Consider the following 15870-nt stretch of genomic DNA (forward strand, 5'->3'; position numbering starts at 1 on the left):
AAGCCCGAGGCGACACCGCTGAGCATCTCCGTGGACCGTTCCGACCCGTCCGTCCCGGTCGTCCGCGTCGGCGGTGACCTGGCGTACGCCAGCGCGGCACCGCTGCGGGCCGAGGTCGACCGGCTGCTCGCCGAGCGTCCCCGGGCCCTCGTGCTGGACTTCGGCGACCTGCTCTTCCTGGACAGCACCGGCCTCTCCGTGATCGTGCACGCCTGGCGCGAGGGGCAGCACGCGGGCACCACCATCGAACTGCGCGCGGTCCCCCGCTTCCTGGCGACGATCCTCGACATGACCGGGGTCACCGGCCTGCTGCAACGCCCGCCGGCCGACGGCCGTCCGGGGCAGTCGGCGTCCGGCTCGACCGCCTCGGCGTGACCCCGCGGGTTTCCCGCCCACCCCGAACTGGGAACATGGAGCCGTGCCCGCTCAGCTGTTGACCATCGAGGTGGACCGGCTCGACGCCGGGACCGCCCGGCTGCGGCTCGCCGGCGAGCTGGACTTCGACACCGCGCCCGAGCTCGTCGAGGCCGCCGCCGAGCTGCGCCGCGACGGCCACCAGGAGCTGGAGCTCGACTTCGCCGGCGTGGTGCTGTGCGACTCCTCCGGCCTGAGCGCGCTGGTGGTGATCCACCGAGCCGGCACCGGCGCGGTCCGCCTGCTCCACGTGAACCCACAGGTCCGGCAGCTGCTGGACCGCACCGGCCTGGCCGAGCTGCTGGCCGCTCCGCCCCGCGCGGTGATCCGCGACGCCCGCGAGGCGGGCTGAGCGCGACCGGTCCGGCGGGGAGGGGTGGCCCCCGACCCTGGGACCAGGGGCCGGGGGCCGGGAGGATGGCTCAGGCGGCGGGCGTGGCCTGCAGGCGCGGCCCGCTCTCGCGTGACTCCCCCATGACCGGGGGCTCGACGTCCTCCGGCGCACCGGAATCGGGCGTCTGGAACAGGTAACGGACGAAGTCCCCGGCCTCGTCGTCGTCCGCGCCGGGCCACTGCCCGACGCAGTCGACGCCGACCACCTCGCGGCCACTGCCGTCGTTGCTCTCCAGCAGGGCCCAGAGGGTCACCGGGTAGCACCGGGTCAGGTCCGGGCCGATCCGCCAGCGGGCGTACCAGCCGGGACGAGCGGGGACGATCTCCACGATCCGCTTCATGACGACCTGCCCTTCCGCGTGCGTCGGAAGTTGTCCGGTCCACAGCGATCGTGCGGCAGCACCGGGTGAGCGCTCCTCACCCGCAGCGAGTGAAGCGGCCCGGCGGTCGGCGCCCGTTAGCTTCCCGGCAGCGCCGGGAAGGCCACCGGCGCAAGCGCAACCGACCAGGAACGAGGTGCGACGATGCGCAAGCAGATGGAGGGCGACAACCAGCGCCGTCGGGCCCTGGCCCGGCAGGCCCGGGAACAGGGCCGCAGCGCGAGCCAGACCGGCGCCAGCCTGAGCGCGTCCAAGCAGGTCACCTCGCTGGACCAGCACGAGCGGTCCGGCCCGCCGCCGGCCGGCCGGCACAAGCCGGACAGCACGCGCGGCGGACCCGCGCCGCCGCCGGTCGGGGTGGCGGAACGTCCCCGCCCGCTGCCGGACCCGCAGCCGCCACGAGCGCCGTCGCTCGGGTACCGGGATCTCGTCGACGACGTGAGCCGCCGGGCCGGGGTGGACTTCACCGAGGCGAAGATCGCCGCCGAGGCCACCGTGCTCGCGCTGGCGTGGGCGCTCGGCGAGGCCGAACGGGAGCGGTTGCTCGCGGCGGTGCCGGTGAAGCTGCACGACGTGGTGCCGGTGGACGGCATCGAGCGGCGCCAGGACCTGCCGGGCTTTCTGGCCGAGGTGGGGCGGCGCAGCCGGCTCACCCCGGAGCAGGCGCGGTACCAGGCGGAGGCGACCCTGGCCGCGATCTGCGACGCCGATGCCGAGCTGGTCGAGTCGCTGCGCGTACCGGACGGGTTGCGTGACCTGCTCGCGCCGGCCGACTACGGCGGCGGCCTGGTGGGGGCGTCGTCCGCCACCGCCCCGCTGACCGAGCCGGAGCTGCGGGACGCGCTCGCCTCGCTGCCCTACTGGTCCAGCGACCAGCGGTCCCTGGTCCGCACGATCGAGTTGCCCGGTGGCAACCTGGACCGGGTCCTCGACCGGCTGGACCAGCTCAAGGTCGAGGTCGGGCGTGGTCCGCAGATCGGCCGGCCCGACCCGGACAGCGCCGTGCTCACGGTCCGGACCCAGCAGGTCGACGGCGTCACGGCCGCGGACGTGGACCTGGCCCACCGGGTCGACGACGCGGTCGACGAGGCCGGCGCCGGGATGGCCGCCGGCTGAGGTGCGAGGAGGGGCCCCCGCCACCACCGGTGGCGGCGGGGGCCCCGCTGGGCACCCGTCCGCCCGGGCCGGGCCGCCGCCCGGTACCGTGTCCCGCCGTGGAACGCGAGGCCGAGACCCTGGAGATCGTCGTGGACCCGGCCCGGCCCACCGGCCGTACGCTGCTCGCCGACGGGGTCGAGCAGTCCTACGTGGATGTGGCGGACGCGCGGCACCTGCACTTCGAGTACGTGCGGCGGATCGCCGCCGTGATCGACCTGGCCGCACCGTCCGGTCAGCCGCTTCGCGTCCTGCACCTGGGCGGCGGCGCGCTCACGCTGCCGCGCTGGCTGGCCGCCACCCGCCCGGGCTCGCCGCAGCGGGTGGTCGAGCGCGATCCCGGCGTGGTCGACCTGGTCCGCCGGAAGCTGCCCCGGGTGCCACCGGAGGTGGTCGTCGCGCTCGGCGACGCCCGGGACGCGGTCGGCGACGCGCCCGCCGGGGCGTACGACGTGGTGGTGGCCGACGTCTACCGGGCCGCGGTCATGCCGCCGCACGTGGCGGCCGTCGAGTTCGTCGCCGAGGTGGCCCGGGTGCTCCGCCCGGACGGCCTCTACCTGGTGAACCTGACCGACCTGCCGCCGCTGGCGCACACCCGGGCGCAGGTGGCCACGCTGCGCGCGGTCTTCGCCGACGTGTGCCTGCTCACCGACCGGCGGATGCTGCGGGGCCGCCGCTACGGCAACGTGGTGCTGGCCGGCGCGCTGCGCCCGGACCGGCTGCCGGTGCGCCGCCTCGCCGCCCGGGTCGCCGGCGACCCGGTGCCGGGGACGATGCTGCACGGGGCGGCGCTGGACGCGTTCGCCGACGGCGCGCTGCCGGTCACCGACGCCCACCCGCGCTGAGCGGGGTTTTCGCACCGGCACGGCGGGTAGCCGCGCCGGATGAGCGCCGCCGACGACCGCTCCACCGCCCGCCGGACGCTGATCGTGATCGGCCTGGTGCTCGCCACCGTGGTCGGGCTGGGACTGGTCTGGGCGACCCGTCGGGTGCTCGTCTGGGGGCTGGTCGCGGCGTTCCTCGCGGTCGCGCTCAAGCCGCTGGTGGATCGACTCCAACGCCGGGTGCGCCGCCGGGCCGTGGCCACGCTGCTCGTGTTCCTGGCCACGTTCGTGCTGCTCGCCGCGCTGGGCACGCTGATCGTGGTGCCGCTGGTGGACGAGGTGGGCCGGTTCGCCGACCGGGCGCCGGACCTGGTGCGCGAGGCCCAGGCCGGGCGGGGGCCGGTCGGCCGGCTGCTGGAGCGTCTCCACCTGCTCCGGTACGCCGAACCGGAGCAGCTGCGCCGCTACGGCGACCGGCTCGGCGAGCCGACCGTCGGCCTGGTCCGGGGCGTCGCCCAGGCCGTCGCCGCCGTGGTCACGGTCGTGGTGCTGGCGTACCTGATGGTGCTGGAGGCCCCGAAGATCGTGGCGGCGACGCTGCGCCTGGTCGGCGACGGAGCGGCGGAGCGGTTGCGCCGCATCGGCCGCGACACGTCCCGGATCGTCACCGGCTACCTGAGCGGCAACCTGTTGATCAGCGTGATCTGCGGGGGTCTGACCTTCGTCGTGCTCTTCCTCCTCGGCGTGCCGTTCGCCGCGGTGATCGCCCTGGTGGTCGCCGTGGTCGACCTGATCCCGCTGGTCGGTGCGACGCTGGGCGCGATCGTCGCGGCCGGCGCGGGGTTCCTGCACTCCCCCACCGCCGGCGTGGTCGTGCTGGTGTTCTTCGTGGTCTACCAGCAGGTGGAGAACCACCTGCTGCAACCGGTCATCATGGCCCGCGCGGTCCGGCTGAACCCGTTGACCGTGCTGGTCAGCCTCCTGCTCGCCGCCGAGCTGGCCGGTCTGGTCGGGGCGCTGCTGGCGATTCCGGCGGCCGGTGTCGTCCAGGTGCTGCTGCGGGAGTTCGTTCCGGCCGGACGGCAGGCACTGCCCGTGCCGGCCGCCGGGGACGGCCCGGCCGGCGCACCGGGTCCCGGTACGCGGGACCGGCCGCCGGCCGGTGGGTGAGGCGGGGCGGTCAGCGCCGCCGGACCAGTTCGGGCGACTCGCTCTCCAGCGGCACCGCGTTGGCCGGCACCAGGCCGAGCTGCACGGCGGGCCGGGGCAGCGTCGCGTCGAGCGCCCAGTCCGCGGCGACCCGGGGACGGTTGCCCGGCATGGCCAGCAGGTGGTAGCCGCGGGTGACCGCCTTGGCCGGCAGCCCGGACAGCGGCACGTGCAGCGGGTTCGCGGCCGCGTCCTTGCCGCCCAGGTCCACCACCCAGCCCAGGTCGTGGTGCTTGTAGGACTTGCGGGCGCCCTGCCCGTACGAGGCGGCGATGTTGTGCGCGGCCAGCTTGCCCTGCCGCTGGGCGTGCTGCGCGGTCATCGCGCACACCTGCCCGGGCCGGGTCGGGTCGGGCACGGCGGCGGCGTCGCCGCAGGCGAACACCTCCGGGTAGCCGGGGACGTTGAGGTACTCGTCGACCACCAGCCGGCCCTTCTCGGTACGCAGGCCCAGCTCGGCCACGAACGGGTCGGGGCGTACGCCGACGCACCAGATGAGGCTGCAGGTCGGGACGTACTCGCCGTCGGTGAGCATCACCCCGTCGGGGGTGGCCTCGGCGACCGAGGTGCCCATCCGCACGTCCACGCCGCGCTTGCGCAGCACCCGGTCGGCGGTGACGGACATTCGCCGGTCCAGCTCGGGCAGCACGCGGGGGGCGACGTCCAGCAGCATCCAGCGCGGGCGGACCTTCAGGTGCGGGCGCTGGGCCAGCAGCCGGTCGGTGAACAGCTGTCCGTGCGCGGCGACCTCGGTGCCGGTGTAGCCGGCGCCGACCACGACGAACGTGGTGCGGGCGCGCTGCTCGGCCGGGTCGTCGGTCAGCTCGGCCAGCTCGACCTGCCGGACCACGTGGTCGTGCAGGTAGAGCGCCTCGGGCAGGCCGCGGAAGCCGTGCGCGTACTCGGTGACCCCGGGGATGGGCAGCAGCTTGTTGACGCTGCCCACGGAGAGGATCAGCCGGTCGTACGCGAGCTGGCCGTGGTCGCCCTCGGCGGAGCGGTAGCCGACCCAGCGGTTCTGCAGGTCCACCCGGTCGGCCTCGCCGACCACCACCCGGACGCCGTCGAGCGTGCCGGCCAGCGGCACGGAGATCCGGGTCGGCTCGACCACGCCGGCCGCGACCTCGGGCAGCAGCGGCAGGTAGAGGAAGTAGTCGGTCGTGTTCAGCAGGACGATCTCGGCCCGGTCGCGGGCCAGTCGGCGCAACGTCTTGGCCGCGTGGTACCCGGCGAACCCGGCCCCCACGATCACCACACGTGGTTTCGTCATGTCTGCTGCCGTTCCCGGGCAGACCTGCGACAAACGTGGCGATGATCCATCCACGAACAACGATATGGACAATTGTCGTGATCGGCGCGAGGATGCCCTGATGGGAAACCACCAGACCGCCGGGGGTCGACCCACGAGGTCGAGCCGGCGTACCTTCCTCACCGCCTCCGCCGCGGCCACCGCCGCCGCCGTCGCCACCCCGCTCACCGCCGCCCCGGCGGCCGCCGCCGGGGCGCCGCCCGGCCCGGGCCGTCCGACCCGGCCGCAGCGCCCGGACCGCGAGCTGACCGCGCTGCTGCGCGAGATCGACAGGCACCGGATCGAGGCCACCGTCCGCCGGCTCGCCGCGTTCGGCACCCGGCACACCCTCTCCAGCCAGACCGATCCGGTACGCGGCATCGGCGCCGCCCGCGACTGGATCCACGCCCAACTGTCCGGGTACGCCGCCGCCTCCGGCGGCCGGATGACCGTCGAACTCCAGTCCTACGTGCAGGAACCGGCGTCCCGGATCCCGACCGCGACCACGATCACCAACGTGGTGGCGACGCTGCGCGGCGACGTCACGCCGGAGCGGGTGTACGTGATCACCGGTCACTACGACTCCCGTGCCACGGATGTGATGGACGCGGTCAGCGACGCGCCGGGCGCCGACGACGACGCCTCCGGCGTGGCCGTGGTCATGGAGCTGGCCCGGGTGCTGGCCAGCCGGCGCAGCGAGGCCACCATCGTGCTGGCCGCCGTGGCCGGCGAGGAGCAGGGACTGTACGGCTCGGCGTACCTGGCCGGCCGGCTGAAGGCGGCGGGCGTGGACGTGCAGGGCATGTTCAGCAACGACATCGTGGGCAGCAGCACCGCCGACGACGGCACCCGCGACCCGCGTACGGTGCGGCTCTTCGCCGAGGGTGTGCCGACCGCCGAGACCCCGGCCGAGGCGAGCGTGCGGCAGTCCGTCGGCGGCGAGAACGACTCCCCGTCGCGGCAGCTGGCCCGGTTCGTCAGCGACGTGGCGGACAACGCCGCCACCGGGATGGGGATCCGGGTGGTCTACCGGCGGGACCGCTACCTGCGCGGCAGCGACCACATCTCGTTCCTGCGCGAGGGTTGGCCGGCCGGCCGGTTCACCGAGCCCGCCGAGGACTTCGCCCACCAGCACCAGGACGTCCGGGTGGTCGACGGCGTGCAGTACGGCGACCTGCCCGAGTTCTGCGACTTCGACTACATCACCCGGGTGGCCCGGGTGAACGCCGCGACGCTGTGGTCGCTGGCCCAGGCGCCGGGCACGCCGAAGGGCGTGGTCGTGGTGACCACGAACCTGACCAACGACACCACGCTGCGCTGGCAGCGCGGACCGGAGCCGGACCTGGCCGGCTACGAGGTGGTGTGGCGGGAGACCACCGCCGCCGAGTGGCAGAGGGTGCTGCCGGTCGGCGACGTCACCGAGGTGACGGTGGACCTGTCCAAGGACAACGTGTTCTTCGGTGTGCGGGCGGTCGACCGGGCCGGCCACCGCAGCCCGGTGGCGTTCCCGAAGCCGGGCAGCTGACCCCGTGCCGCCGCCGGCGCCGGGTGGCTCAGTCCGGCGCCGGGGCGGTGATCGCCCAGCGTTCGTGGTCCCGCCAGGCACCGTCGATGAACAGGTAGTCCGGGGAGAAGCCCTCCAGCCGGAAGCCCAGCCGGCGGGCCAGCCGCTTCGACGGCTCGTTGCCGGGTTGGATGTTGGCCTCCAGCCGGTGCAGTCCGAGCGGGCCGAACGCGTGGGCGATCACCAGCCGCACCCCGGCCGTGGCGTGGCCGGTGCCCGCGTACGGGCGGAAGGCGGCGTAGCCGAGGTAGCCGCCGCGCAGCGCGCCGAGCACGATGCCGCTGATGGTCGCGTACCCGGCGATCTCCCCGGTGGCCCGGTCGCAGAACAGGAACCCGTCGCTGCCCCGCCCCCTGATCTTGCGCAGGTACGCCGCGTACCGCTCGGCGTCGTCCGGCGCCGACAGCCACGGGTGGTGCAGGTCCTGGCTGCGCCGGGCGGCGGCGACGAACTCCGTCTCGTCACCGGGGCGGGGACGGCGGATCGCGACGCGCCCGTCGCTGCGCAGGTATCTCACGGTGCCCACTCTCGGCCACCGGCTCGCCCTCGCCTCGGGCGGGGTCGCCGGGCGCCTCGGATTCCCCTACCGTGGTCCGCGACGACGGGAGGTCGATCATGAGGACTGCTCCACTCGGCACGGTGCTGGTTCCCGCTTCGCCCCCGGGTCGCGCGGTGTCCTGACCCCGCCACCCTCAGCGCGAAGCGACAGGTGACCCGCCACGCGCGGGTCTCCCGCCCCGGCGTGCCCGCACGCCACCACATCGCTTCCGAGGGAGTTCCCCGTGTTTCCGGACCACCCGTCCGGGCGCCTCACCGCGCCCGGGCCACGTAACCCTGCCCGACGGCCGGCATGACCGGCACCGTGCCGGCCGGCCGACTCGGCCGCGACTTCCACCTGCTCTGGGCCGCCTCGGCGGTCTCCAACCTGGGCGACGGGATCACCCTGGTGGCCGCGCCGCTGCTGGTCGCCTCGATCGCCCCCGACCCCGCCGCCGTCGCCGCCGCGGCGCTCGCCCCACAACTGCCCTGGTTGCTGTTCGCGCTGGTCAGCGGCGCCGTCGTGGACCGCCTCGAACGGCGCCGGCTGATCGCCGTGGTGAACGCCGGTCGGGCCGCGATCCTGGGCGCGCTGGCCGCGGCGGTGCTCACCGGCACTGCCACGGTGCCGCTGATCTGCCTGGCCTTCTTCCTCACCGGCGTCGGGGAGACGCTCGTGGACACCGCCGCCGGCGCGTTGCTGCCGTCGGTCGTGCCGCCCGAGCGGCTGGAACAGGCGAACAGCCGGCTCTCCGCCACCTTCGTCGTCGGCAACCAGTTCCTGGCCAAGCCGCTCGGGGCGTACCTGTTCGTGGGCGCCGCGGCCCTGCCGTTCGGCGTCGACGCGGCCACCTTCGGGTTGGCGGCGCTCCTGCTGGCCATGCTCCCCCGGCGCCCGCTCGGCCCGGCGCAACCGGCGCTCCCGGCGGCGACCCGCCGGTCGCTGCGGGCGGAGATCGGGGAGGGACTGCGGTCGCTGTGGGCGACACCGGTGCTGCGCACGCTGGCCGCGTGCATCGCGGTGATGAACGTGGCCTTCTGCGCGGCGTTCGCCGCGTTCGTGCTCTACGCCCGCGACCGGCTCGGCCTCGACGAGATCGGGTACGGGCTGCTGCTGACCGCCTCGGCGGTCGGTGGACTGGCCGGCAGCGCGCTGACGACCCGGCTGCGCTCCCGGTTCGGCACGCCCGCCCTGCTGCGGGCGGGGCTGCTGGTCGAGGTCGGACTCCAGGTCGTGCTGGGCACCACCCGGGAGCCACTGGTCGCCGGGGCGGCCCTGGCCGTCTGGGGCGCACACGCCATGGTGTGGGGCGTCCTGGTGGTGTCGCTCCGCCAGCGGCTGGTGCCGGATCGGCTGCGGGGCCGGGTCAACGGCGCCTACGCCCTCGCGGACCTGGGTGGCGCGGCGCTCGGCACCGTCGCCGGCGGTCTGCTCGCCACGGCCACCGGGAGCGTCCTGACGCCGCTCTGGCTGGCGGCGGCCCTGCTGGCCGGGCTCACCGCGTGGGCGTGGCCCCGACTCGCGGACGCGGCAGCCGCCGCTCCGCCCGGTCCGGGCGGTCCGCCGTCCTGACCCACTCCGGTGCGCCGAGGTGGTGGCGTCCGGGCCTCCCCGATGCCGCCGCCTCGGCGCGGCGCGGTCCTCCTGCGCGGTGTCGCCGCCCGCAGCCCCGTCGGTAGGTACGCGTCGCATCCCGCGCAGGACGCCCATGGCTGCACGCCGCAGGGCCGATCAGCACCCCGCATGGCCGACCAGCACGCCGCCTGCCACCGCACCGCACCCCAGGACGGACCGGACACAGCCCGCGTTCCCGCAGCACTCGCCTCCGCAACGCCTTTCGAGCTGATATCAGAAACGACTCGGAGGGCCGGGACCCGCCCGCAACCAGAGCGTGAGTCGCTTCGGGGCGTCGGTGCCCGCCCCCGACCGAGAGCGTGAGGTCGCTTCCGGGCGTCGGTGCCCGCCCCCGACCGAGAGCGTGAGGTCGCTTCCGGGCGTCGGTGCCCGCCCCCGACGAGAGCGTGAGTCACTGACGGCATCAGCTCGATAGGCACCGTGACAGGGCACGGCCCGGCCCGTGCGGGGTCACCAGACGTCCCCCGTCGGTGGTGCCCGCCGGCCGGATGCCAACTGCGCCGTGTGGGGTGTTGGCTGCTCGCCTCAGGATCACCGCCCGGGACGCCTCGAGATCTTGGAAGGAAACGGCCCCGATGGAGGCCGCTACCTTCCAAGATCTCGGGACCGTCGACCAGAGCCGACGTCGACGCGGAGGTGGTCGGAGATAACCGCCCTGATGTCCGGTTCGGCGGGCCGCCACGCACAGTGGCTGCGTGCCATGAACCCGTGTGCCGGGTTTGGCGGTGGTCGGCGCCACCGTGAGCGTGGAATCGGTGCCGGGGGTGCGGCGTTGTACCGGGTAGACCGCGCGCCGCCCCGACCATCGCGTCGGCAGGCCAGGCCCCGGTCGGAATGACCGGCCCCCCGCCGGTGGTTACATCCCCCTGAGCCGCCCGTGCAGGCCCCCCCCGCTGGCCGCCGCGCAGGCCCCGTGCACGCCCTGTCGGGCTGCCGGACTTTCAGACTTCCCCCCTTTCACACGGCACCCCCGTGCCGTGCCCCCACCCCCCCTTTGGGAGGCATCATCATGGCTACCACTCTGCTGCGTAAGACCGTGCTGACCGCTGCTGGTATCGCCGCGACCGCCGGTGGCATCGCCGGCCCCGCGATCGCCGCCCACGCCGCCCCCACCGACACCACCACCGTGGTCGCCGACCGCAAGGGCCACGGTGAGCGGGAACTCGACGTGCGCTACGAAGCCCAGCCCAACTTCTACTACTGCGGCCCCGCCGCCACCCGCAACGCCATCAGCGTCCTGGGCAAGAACATCGACGTCCACGCCATGGCCCGCGAAATGGGCACCACCGAAGCCGGCACCAACAGCATCAACGACATCACCCCCGTCCTGAACAAGGAAACCGGCAAGCCCTACCGCTCCGTCGAAATCAAGAGCGGTAAGGCCGACAACAAGCAGACCGACACCCTGCGCGCCGACATCATCCGCACCGTCGACGACGGCCGCGCCGTCGTGGCCAACATCGCCGGCACCGCCACCGACACCGACAACACCACCCACTCCTTCGAAGGCGGCCACTACATCAGCGTCATCGGCTACCGCGACAACGGCAACACCGTCACCATCGCCGACAGCGCCGACCCCAACATGGCCTCCTACCGGATGAGCATCGACAACCTCGCCGACTGGATCGCCACCCGCGGCTACAGCACCAGCTGACCCACCAACACGGCAAAGGGCCCGACCCCACCACGGGGTCGGGCCCTTTCGCGTATCCAACGGCTGCCTGTCGGTCACCTCGCCGTCATGTCGGTGTCGTCACCCGGACGGGTCGCTCCACCACGCTGGGTCGCGCCGCACCACCCGGCCGACCCCGCGAAGGAGCAGCAGTGGCAGCCGAGTCGGCGACCGACCGCCCACCGACGACCCGCCCCGACGTGAGCGTCGTCGTGCCGGTCTACAACACCCTGCGCTACCTGCGTACCTGCCTCGACTCGCTGCTGCGGCAGACCATCGGGCCGGAGCGGATGGAGATCGTGGCGGTGGACGACGGGTCCACCGACGGCAGCGGGCGGCTGCTGGACCGGTTCGCCGCACGGCACCCCGGCGTCGTACGGGTGGTCCACCAGGCCAACTCCGGTGGTCCGGCCGCCCCCTGCAACCGCGGCCTGGACCTGGCCACCGGCCGGTACGTCTTCTTTCTCGGCTCCGACGACCGGCTCGGACCGGAGGCGCTGGAACGGCTGGTCGCCGCCGCCGACCGGTACGGCTCCGACGTGGTGCTCGGCAAGGTGGTCGGGGTCAACGGGCGGCACGTCTTCTCCGACGTGTTCGCCGACGGCAACGCGGTCGACGTGAGCCTGTTCGACTCGGAGCTGCCGTGGTCGCTGGCGAACACCAAGCTGTTCCGCCGCGACCTCGTCGACCGGCTCGGGCTCCGCTTTCCGGAGGACATGCCGGTCCTCAGCGACCAGCCGTTCACGTTGGCCGCCTGCTACCACGCCCGACGGATCTCGGTGCTGGCCGACTACGACTACTACCACGCGGTGCGCCGGCTGGACGCCCGCAACATCACCTACCACAGCCGGGTGGAGCAGCGTCTGGTCAGCGTCGAGCGGTTGTTCGCGTTCGTCGCCGACCTGATCCCCGCCGGCCCGCGCCGGGACGCGGTGCTGCGCCGCCACGCCGGGCTGGAGCTGGCCAACCTGGTCGGCGACGACTTCCGCCGGCTGGACCGGGCCGACCAGGAGCGGGTGCACGCGAGCGTCCGCCGGCTGGTCGAGCGGCACGTCACCGACGGAGTGCGGGCCCGGCTGAACATCGAGGCGCGACTGCGCCTGGGGGCGGTCACCGCCGGCGGGGTGGACGACCTGCTGGCCGTCATCGAGCAGGACGCCGCCCGGGGCGTACCGGAGACGGTGGTGGCCGGGGGCCGCTGGCACGCCGGCTACCCGGGCGCGCCGGCGGCCTGGACCGACGTCACCGACGTGCGCGCGGACTGGCTGGCCCGGCTGGACACGGTCGAGGTGAGCTGGGTCGACGGGCACACCCTGGCGGTGACCGCGCGCAGCCCGTACCCCGGTTTCGCGACGGCGGCCGGGCCGGTCCGGCTGGCCGCCGGGCCGGTCGCCGGCGCCACCCGGCTGGACGCGACCGACCCGAGCGGTCGGACCGTGCGCACCGACTTCCCGGTCGACCGGCTCCTCGCGGTCGGCGCGGCCAGCGGCCAGCGCCACCCGGTGCGGACCGAGGTGGACGGCGGTCACGGCCGTGGGTCCGCGCCGGTACGCGCGCCCCGACTCGCCGCCGGCCGTCCCCGGGTGCTGCGCCACGGCGCCCGGCTGTACGGGGTGGCCGCGACCGTCGACCCGCGCACCGGCCAGCTCGTCCTGTCGGTGGTACCGGTGACCGTGGGGCAGGTGGTCGGTCGGCTGCGTCGGCGGTGGCAACGGCGCCCGACCGGCCCGGCGATGCCGGCCCGCACGACGGTGCGGGCCGCGCCCCGCGCCGGCACGGCGGTCGAGCGCAGCGGCAACCACGCCGAGCCGGGGCCGGCGCAGGTCGGCCGGGTGACCGTCACCTCCTGAGCCGGGCGGGCTCAGCGGGCGGGTCGGAAACCCTGGTCGAGCGGCATCGGGACCTGGAGGTAGGTGCTGCCGCGCAGGTCCAGCCAGGCCCGCTCCGGCGCGCGGACCAGCCGCACCATCACGCCGGTGCAGGTGGGGCACCGGCCGATCAGGCCCGGCGCGTGCGAGTAGACGTGCAGGCCGGCCATCGGGCCGGTCGTCCCGCAGGTGTCGCACCGCCCGGTGGTGCTGCTCAGGTCGACCGCGAAGAGTTCGCGCAGCGGCCCGTCGAGCATGTTGCCGTCCAGGTAGGACATGTCGGTCATGCGCTCTCCTCGGATCGTCAGCCGGTCGGGCCGAAGCGCTCGGTCCGGACCCGCCGGGTCGGGTGGCCCAGCCCCACCAGCAGGTCGGCCACGGTCTCGACGAAGCCGGTGGGGCCGCAGACGTAGCAGAGCGGCTCCAGGTCGGGCGGCCAGCCGTGGCTGTTCACGTCGGCCAGGCCGATCCGGTGCGGTTCGCCCCGCCAGCCGTCGGGCGCCTGCCTGGTGTAGACGTACGCGACGTCCAGGCCCTGGTCGTCGCGGGCCCGGCGGCGCAGCTCGTCGGCGTAGATCACGTCGTCGGGGGTGCGCACCGAGTAGATCAACCGGAACGGGACCCGGCTGCCCGCGGCCCGGCGCGCCCGGACCATGGCCATCAGCGGCACCACCCCGGAACCACCGCCCACCAGCAGCACCGGCGCGGTCTCGTCGGTGCGCCAGACGAACCAGCCGCCGACCGGTCCGCGCACCTCCACCGGGTCGCCCTCGGCGTAGGTGTCCACCAGGTAGGGCGACACCTCGCCGTCGGGCACCCGCTGCACGGTCACCTCGATCCGCTCCCCCTCGGCCGGACCGGCCAGCGAGTAGGAGCGGGCAGCCTGGTAGCCGTCGGGAGCGGTCAGGCGCAGGTCGACGTGCTGGCCGGGCAGGTGCCCCGGCCAGCCGGGCACGTCCAGCACCAGCGTCTGCGCGGTCGGCGTCTCGATCCGCCGCTCGACCAGTCGGGCCACCCGCCAGGTCAGCGGCGCGACCCGACGGCCGGTGGCCGGGGCCGCCACCTCAGTCGCCCTGGTAGCGCTGCTCGCGCCACGGGTCGCCGTAGTCGTGGTAGCCGGCGGTCTCCCAGAAACCCGGCCGGTCGTCGACGAGCAGCCGGATCCCGTGCACCCACTTGGCGGACTTCCACAGGTAGAGGTGCGGGACGAGCAGCCGGGCCGGGCCGCCGTGCTCGGCCGGCAGCGGGCCGCCGTCGTAGGTGTGCACCACCCAGGCCCGCCCGCCACGCAGGTCGTCCAGCGGCAGGTTGGTGGTGTAGCCGCCGTAGGAGTGGGCCAGGGCGTAGCGGGCGCCGGTGTCGACGCCGTCGAGCAGCGTGTCGAGTGAGACGCCCTGCCAGGTGGTGCCGAGCTTGGACCAGCGGGTGACGCAGTGCAGGTCCACGGTCGGGGTGTCCTGCGGCAGGCCCATCAGCTCGTCCCACGACCAGCGGTACTCCGCGCCGGTTTCGCTGGTCAGGACGAACTCCCAGGTGTCCAGCTTCACCCGGGGTGTCGGGCCGGCGGAGAGCACCGGGAAGTCCTCGGTGAGGTACTGCCCCGGCGGCAGGTCGGGTGCGGACGAACGGGGCCGGCCCTGGAAGCCCGGCGAGACGATTCCCACCCGTCAGTCGTACCACTCCCGACCGTGCCGGGGCAGTGCTTCAGCGGGAGTGCCCGCCGGGGCCGCCGCCCTGCACCTCGTGCACGACGGTGCGGTCGCCGTCGCCGCTGTCCCGGGTGGCCCGCAGGCTGGTGATGGTGACGACCACAAGGACACCGATGATGACGCCGAGCGAGGCGAGCGTCGGGATCTCCGGGACGCCCTTCCAGATGCCGTGCGCCCAGTGCAGGCCGAGCTTGAGCCCGATGAAGGCGAGGATGACCGCCAGGCCGTAGCTGAGGTGCACCAGCCGGCTCAGCGCGGCGTGCAGCACGAAGTAGAGCGCCCGCAGGCCCAGCAGCGCGAAGGCGTTGGTGGCGAAGACCAGGTACGGGTCCTCGGTGATGCCGTAGACGGCGGGCACCGAGTCGACCGCGAAGACCACGTCGGTGGCGAGCACCGCGACCACGACCAGCGCGAACGGGGTGAGCGCCCGCCGGCCGCCCTGCCGGATCGTCATCCGGGTGCCGTGGTAGTCGTCGACGACGGGCATCACCTTGCGCAGCAGCTTCACCGACCGCATCTTGTTGATGTCGACCTCCTGCTCGTGCCCGGAGAGGGCGTCGCGCAGCAGCTTGACCGCGGTGGCGATCAGGATGAGGGCGAAGAGCAGGAAGGCGAAGTCGAGCGTCTGCAGGGCGGCGGCGCCCAGCGCGATGAAGACGGCGCGCAGCACGAGCGCGCCGGCGATGCCGTAGAGCAGCACCCGCTGGGCGAGCACGGCCGGCACCGCGAACGCGGCCAGCAGCAGCATGAAGACGAAGAGGTTGTCGACCGAGAGCGACTTCTCGACCAGGTAACCGGTGAGGTACTCGATGCCCTGCTGGCCGCCGTAGCGCGACCAGATCCAGGCGCCGAAGGCCAGCGGCAGGGCGATGTAGAAGGCCGACCAGCCGAGCGCCTCGCGGATGGAGACCTCGTGCGGCTTGCGGGTGACGAGGAAGTCCAGCACCAGCAGGGCGAGCACGCCGGCGATCGTCACCGCCCACAGCGTGGGCGTGCCGACCGACGACAGCTCGGCGGCGGACAGGTATGACAGTTCGGACATGGGGCCTCCTCGAACACCGTGGCATGTTCGAGGTCTCCTTCACCCACGGTTTCGTGGGCAACCACCCGAGGCTCACCCTCGGGGGGTTCGCCGTACTGACCGGAATGGTTCGTGGGAAGTACTCCCCTCGTGGGGACAAGGCTAGGCCAACCCGGGGCCGGACGCCAAGTCACGCC

16 protein-coding genes are annotated in these 15870 nt (G+C 74.2%); 9 read left to right on the forward strand and 7 right to left on the reverse strand.

Translation table 11 applies throughout. From position 1 onward, the window contains the following. Window positions 1-30: 30 nt before the first annotated feature. Both COO58_RS12860 and COO58_RS12865 read left to right on the forward strand, forming a co-directional pair. Window positions 31-375, forward strand: coding sequence for an STAS domain-containing protein (locus tag COO58_RS12860; RefSeq protein WP_098745096.1), 345 nt, complete (start codon window positions 31-33; stop codon window positions 373-375). 43 nt (window positions 376-418) lie between these two features. Next, window positions 419-766, forward strand: a complete 348-nt coding sequence (locus COO58_RS12865; RefSeq protein WP_091575446.1) for an STAS domain-containing protein — start codon at window positions 419-421, stop codon at window positions 764-766. Between the two features lie 70 nt (window positions 767-836). Here COO58_RS12865 and COO58_RS12870 read toward each other — a convergent pair whose 3' ends face one another. After that, the gene (locus COO58_RS12870) at window positions 837-1148 is read right to left on the reverse strand and encodes a hypothetical protein (protein ID WP_091575449.1); all 312 of its coding nucleotides are present in this window, start codon (window positions 1146-1148) and stop codon (window positions 837-839) included. Window positions 1149-1331: 183 nt separating this feature from the next. Between COO58_RS12870 and COO58_RS12875 the strand changes: the two genes are divergently transcribed. The 3 genes from COO58_RS12875 to COO58_RS12885 all read left to right on the forward strand — a co-directional run bounded on the left by COO58_RS12875 (window position 1332) and on the right by COO58_RS12885 (window position 4336). Continuing rightward, on the forward strand, window positions 1332-2303 hold the full coding sequence (locus COO58_RS12875; RefSeq protein WP_091575451.1) for a DUF2267 domain-containing protein: 972 nt from the start codon (window positions 1332-1334) through the stop codon (window positions 2301-2303). A 98-nt stretch (window positions 2304-2401) separates the two neighbouring features. Then, a complete protein-coding gene (locus tag COO58_RS12880) occupies window positions 2402-3187 on the forward strand; it encodes a spermidine synthase (protein ID WP_176558801.1) in 786 nt (261 codons plus the stop codon). Between the two features lie 39 nt (window positions 3188-3226). Beyond that, the gene (locus COO58_RS12885; RefSeq protein WP_098745097.1) at window positions 3227-4336 is read left to right on the forward strand and encodes an AI-2E family transporter; all 1110 of its coding nucleotides are present in this window, start codon (window positions 3227-3229) and stop codon (window positions 4334-4336) included. A 10-nt stretch (window positions 4337-4346) separates the two neighbouring features. On the opposite strand, the gene COO58_RS12890 is transcribed toward COO58_RS12885, so the two are convergent. After that, entirely contained in the window at window positions 4347-5645 is a 1299-nt protein-coding gene (locus COO58_RS12890; protein WP_091575457.1) for an NAD(P)/FAD-dependent oxidoreductase, read from the reverse strand. 100 nt (window positions 5646-5745) lie between these two features. On the opposite strand from COO58_RS12890, the gene COO58_RS12895 reads away from it, so the two are divergent. Next, window positions 5746-7188, forward strand: a complete 1443-nt coding sequence (locus tag COO58_RS12895) for a M20/M25/M40 family metallo-hydrolase (RefSeq protein WP_098745099.1) — start codon at window positions 5746-5748, stop codon at window positions 7186-7188. A 28-nt stretch (window positions 7189-7216) separates the two neighbouring features. Here COO58_RS12895 and COO58_RS12900 read toward each other — a convergent pair whose 3' ends face one another. Continuing rightward, window positions 7217-7753, reverse strand: coding sequence for a GNAT family N-acetyltransferase (locus COO58_RS12900; RefSeq protein WP_091575461.1), 537 nt, complete (start codon window positions 7751-7753; stop codon window positions 7217-7219). A 324-nt stretch (window positions 7754-8077) separates the two neighbouring features. Here COO58_RS12900 and COO58_RS12905 point away from each other — a divergent pair, with 324 nt between their 5' ends. The 3 genes from COO58_RS12905 to COO58_RS12915 all read left to right on the forward strand — a co-directional run bounded on the left by COO58_RS12905 (window position 8078) and on the right by COO58_RS12915 (window position 12925). Then, on the forward strand, window positions 8078-9337 hold the full coding sequence (locus tag COO58_RS12905) for an MFS transporter (protein WP_098745100.1): 1260 nt from the start codon (window positions 8078-8080) through the stop codon (window positions 9335-9337). Between the two features lie 1072 nt (window positions 9338-10409). Then, complete coding sequence (locus tag COO58_RS12910) at window positions 10410-11057, forward strand: C39 family peptidase (protein WP_098745102.1); 648 nt, start codon at window positions 10410-10412, stop codon at window positions 11055-11057. A gap of 170 nt (window positions 11058-11227) precedes the next feature. After that, on the forward strand, window positions 11228-12925 hold the full coding sequence (locus COO58_RS12915) for a glycosyltransferase family 2 protein (RefSeq protein WP_098745103.1): 1698 nt from the start codon (window positions 11228-11230) through the stop codon (window positions 12923-12925). 11 nt (window positions 12926-12936) lie between these two features. Here the strand turns inward: COO58_RS12915 and COO58_RS12920 are convergent, their stop codons facing one another. The 4 genes from COO58_RS12920 to COO58_RS12935 are packed head-to-tail and all read right to left on the reverse strand — an operon-like array spanning window position 12937 to window position 15694. Beyond that, the gene (locus COO58_RS12920) at window positions 12937-13230 is read right to left on the reverse strand and encodes a DUF6510 family protein (RefSeq protein WP_091575470.1); all 294 of its coding nucleotides are present in this window, start codon (window positions 13228-13230) and stop codon (window positions 12937-12939) included. A gap of 17 nt (window positions 13231-13247) precedes the next feature. Beyond that, complete coding sequence (locus COO58_RS12925; protein ID WP_091575472.1) at window positions 13248-14006, reverse strand: ferredoxin reductase; 759 nt, start codon at window positions 14004-14006, stop codon at window positions 13248-13250. Between the two features lies 1 nt (window position 14007). Then, the gene (locus COO58_RS12930) at window positions 14008-14607 is read right to left on the reverse strand and encodes a sulfite oxidase-like oxidoreductase (RefSeq protein WP_091575475.1); all 600 of its coding nucleotides are present in this window, start codon (window positions 14605-14607) and stop codon (window positions 14008-14010) included. 40 nt (window positions 14608-14647) lie between these two features. Then, entirely contained in the window at window positions 14648-15694 is a 1047-nt protein-coding gene (locus COO58_RS12935) for a TerC/Alx family metal homeostasis membrane protein (RefSeq protein WP_091575478.1), read from the reverse strand. Window positions 15695-15870 lie beyond the last annotated feature (176 nt).

It is taken from the genome of Micromonospora sp. WMMA1996 (assembly GCF_002573675.1).
In the GTDB taxonomy this organism is placed as follows: domain Bacteria; phylum Actinomycetota; class Actinomycetes; order Mycobacteriales; family Micromonosporaceae; genus Micromonospora; species Micromonospora sediminicola.

Bases quoted from the DNA above. Each gene is read 5' to 3' on its own strand.
- COO58_RS12895 (WP_098745099.1), top strand. From the start codon at position 5,746: ATGGGAAACCACCAGACCGCCGGGGGTCGACCCACGAGGTCGAGCCGG.
- COO58_RS12910 (WP_098745102.1), top strand. From the start codon at position 10,410: ATGGCTACCACTCTGCTGCGTAAGACCGTGCTGACCGCTGCTGGTATC.
- COO58_RS12905 (WP_098745100.1), top strand. From the start codon at position 8,078: ATGACCGGCACCGTGCCGGCCGGCCGACTCGGCCGCGACTTCCACCTG.
- COO58_RS12920 (WP_091575470.1), bottom strand. From the start codon at position 13,230: ATGACCGACATGTCCTACCTGGACGGCAACATGCTCGACGGGCCGCTG.
- COO58_RS12935 (WP_091575478.1), bottom strand. From the start codon at position 15,694: ATGTCCGAACTGTCATACCTGTCCGCCGCCGAGCTGTCGTCGGTCGGC.
- COO58_RS12875 (WP_091575451.1), top strand. From the start codon at position 1,332: ATGCGCAAGCAGATGGAGGGCGACAACCAGCGCCGTCGGGCCCTGGCC.
- COO58_RS12885 (WP_098745097.1), top strand. From the start codon at position 3,227: ATGAGCGCCGCCGACGACCGCTCCACCGCCCGCCGGACGCTGATCGTG.
- COO58_RS12890 (WP_091575457.1), bottom strand. From the start codon at position 5,645: ATGACGAAACCACGTGTGGTGATCGTGGGGGCCGGGTTCGCCGGGTAC.
- COO58_RS12870 (WP_091575449.1), bottom strand. From the start codon at position 1,148: ATGAAGCGGATCGTGGAGATCGTCCCCGCTCGTCCCGGCTGGTACGCC.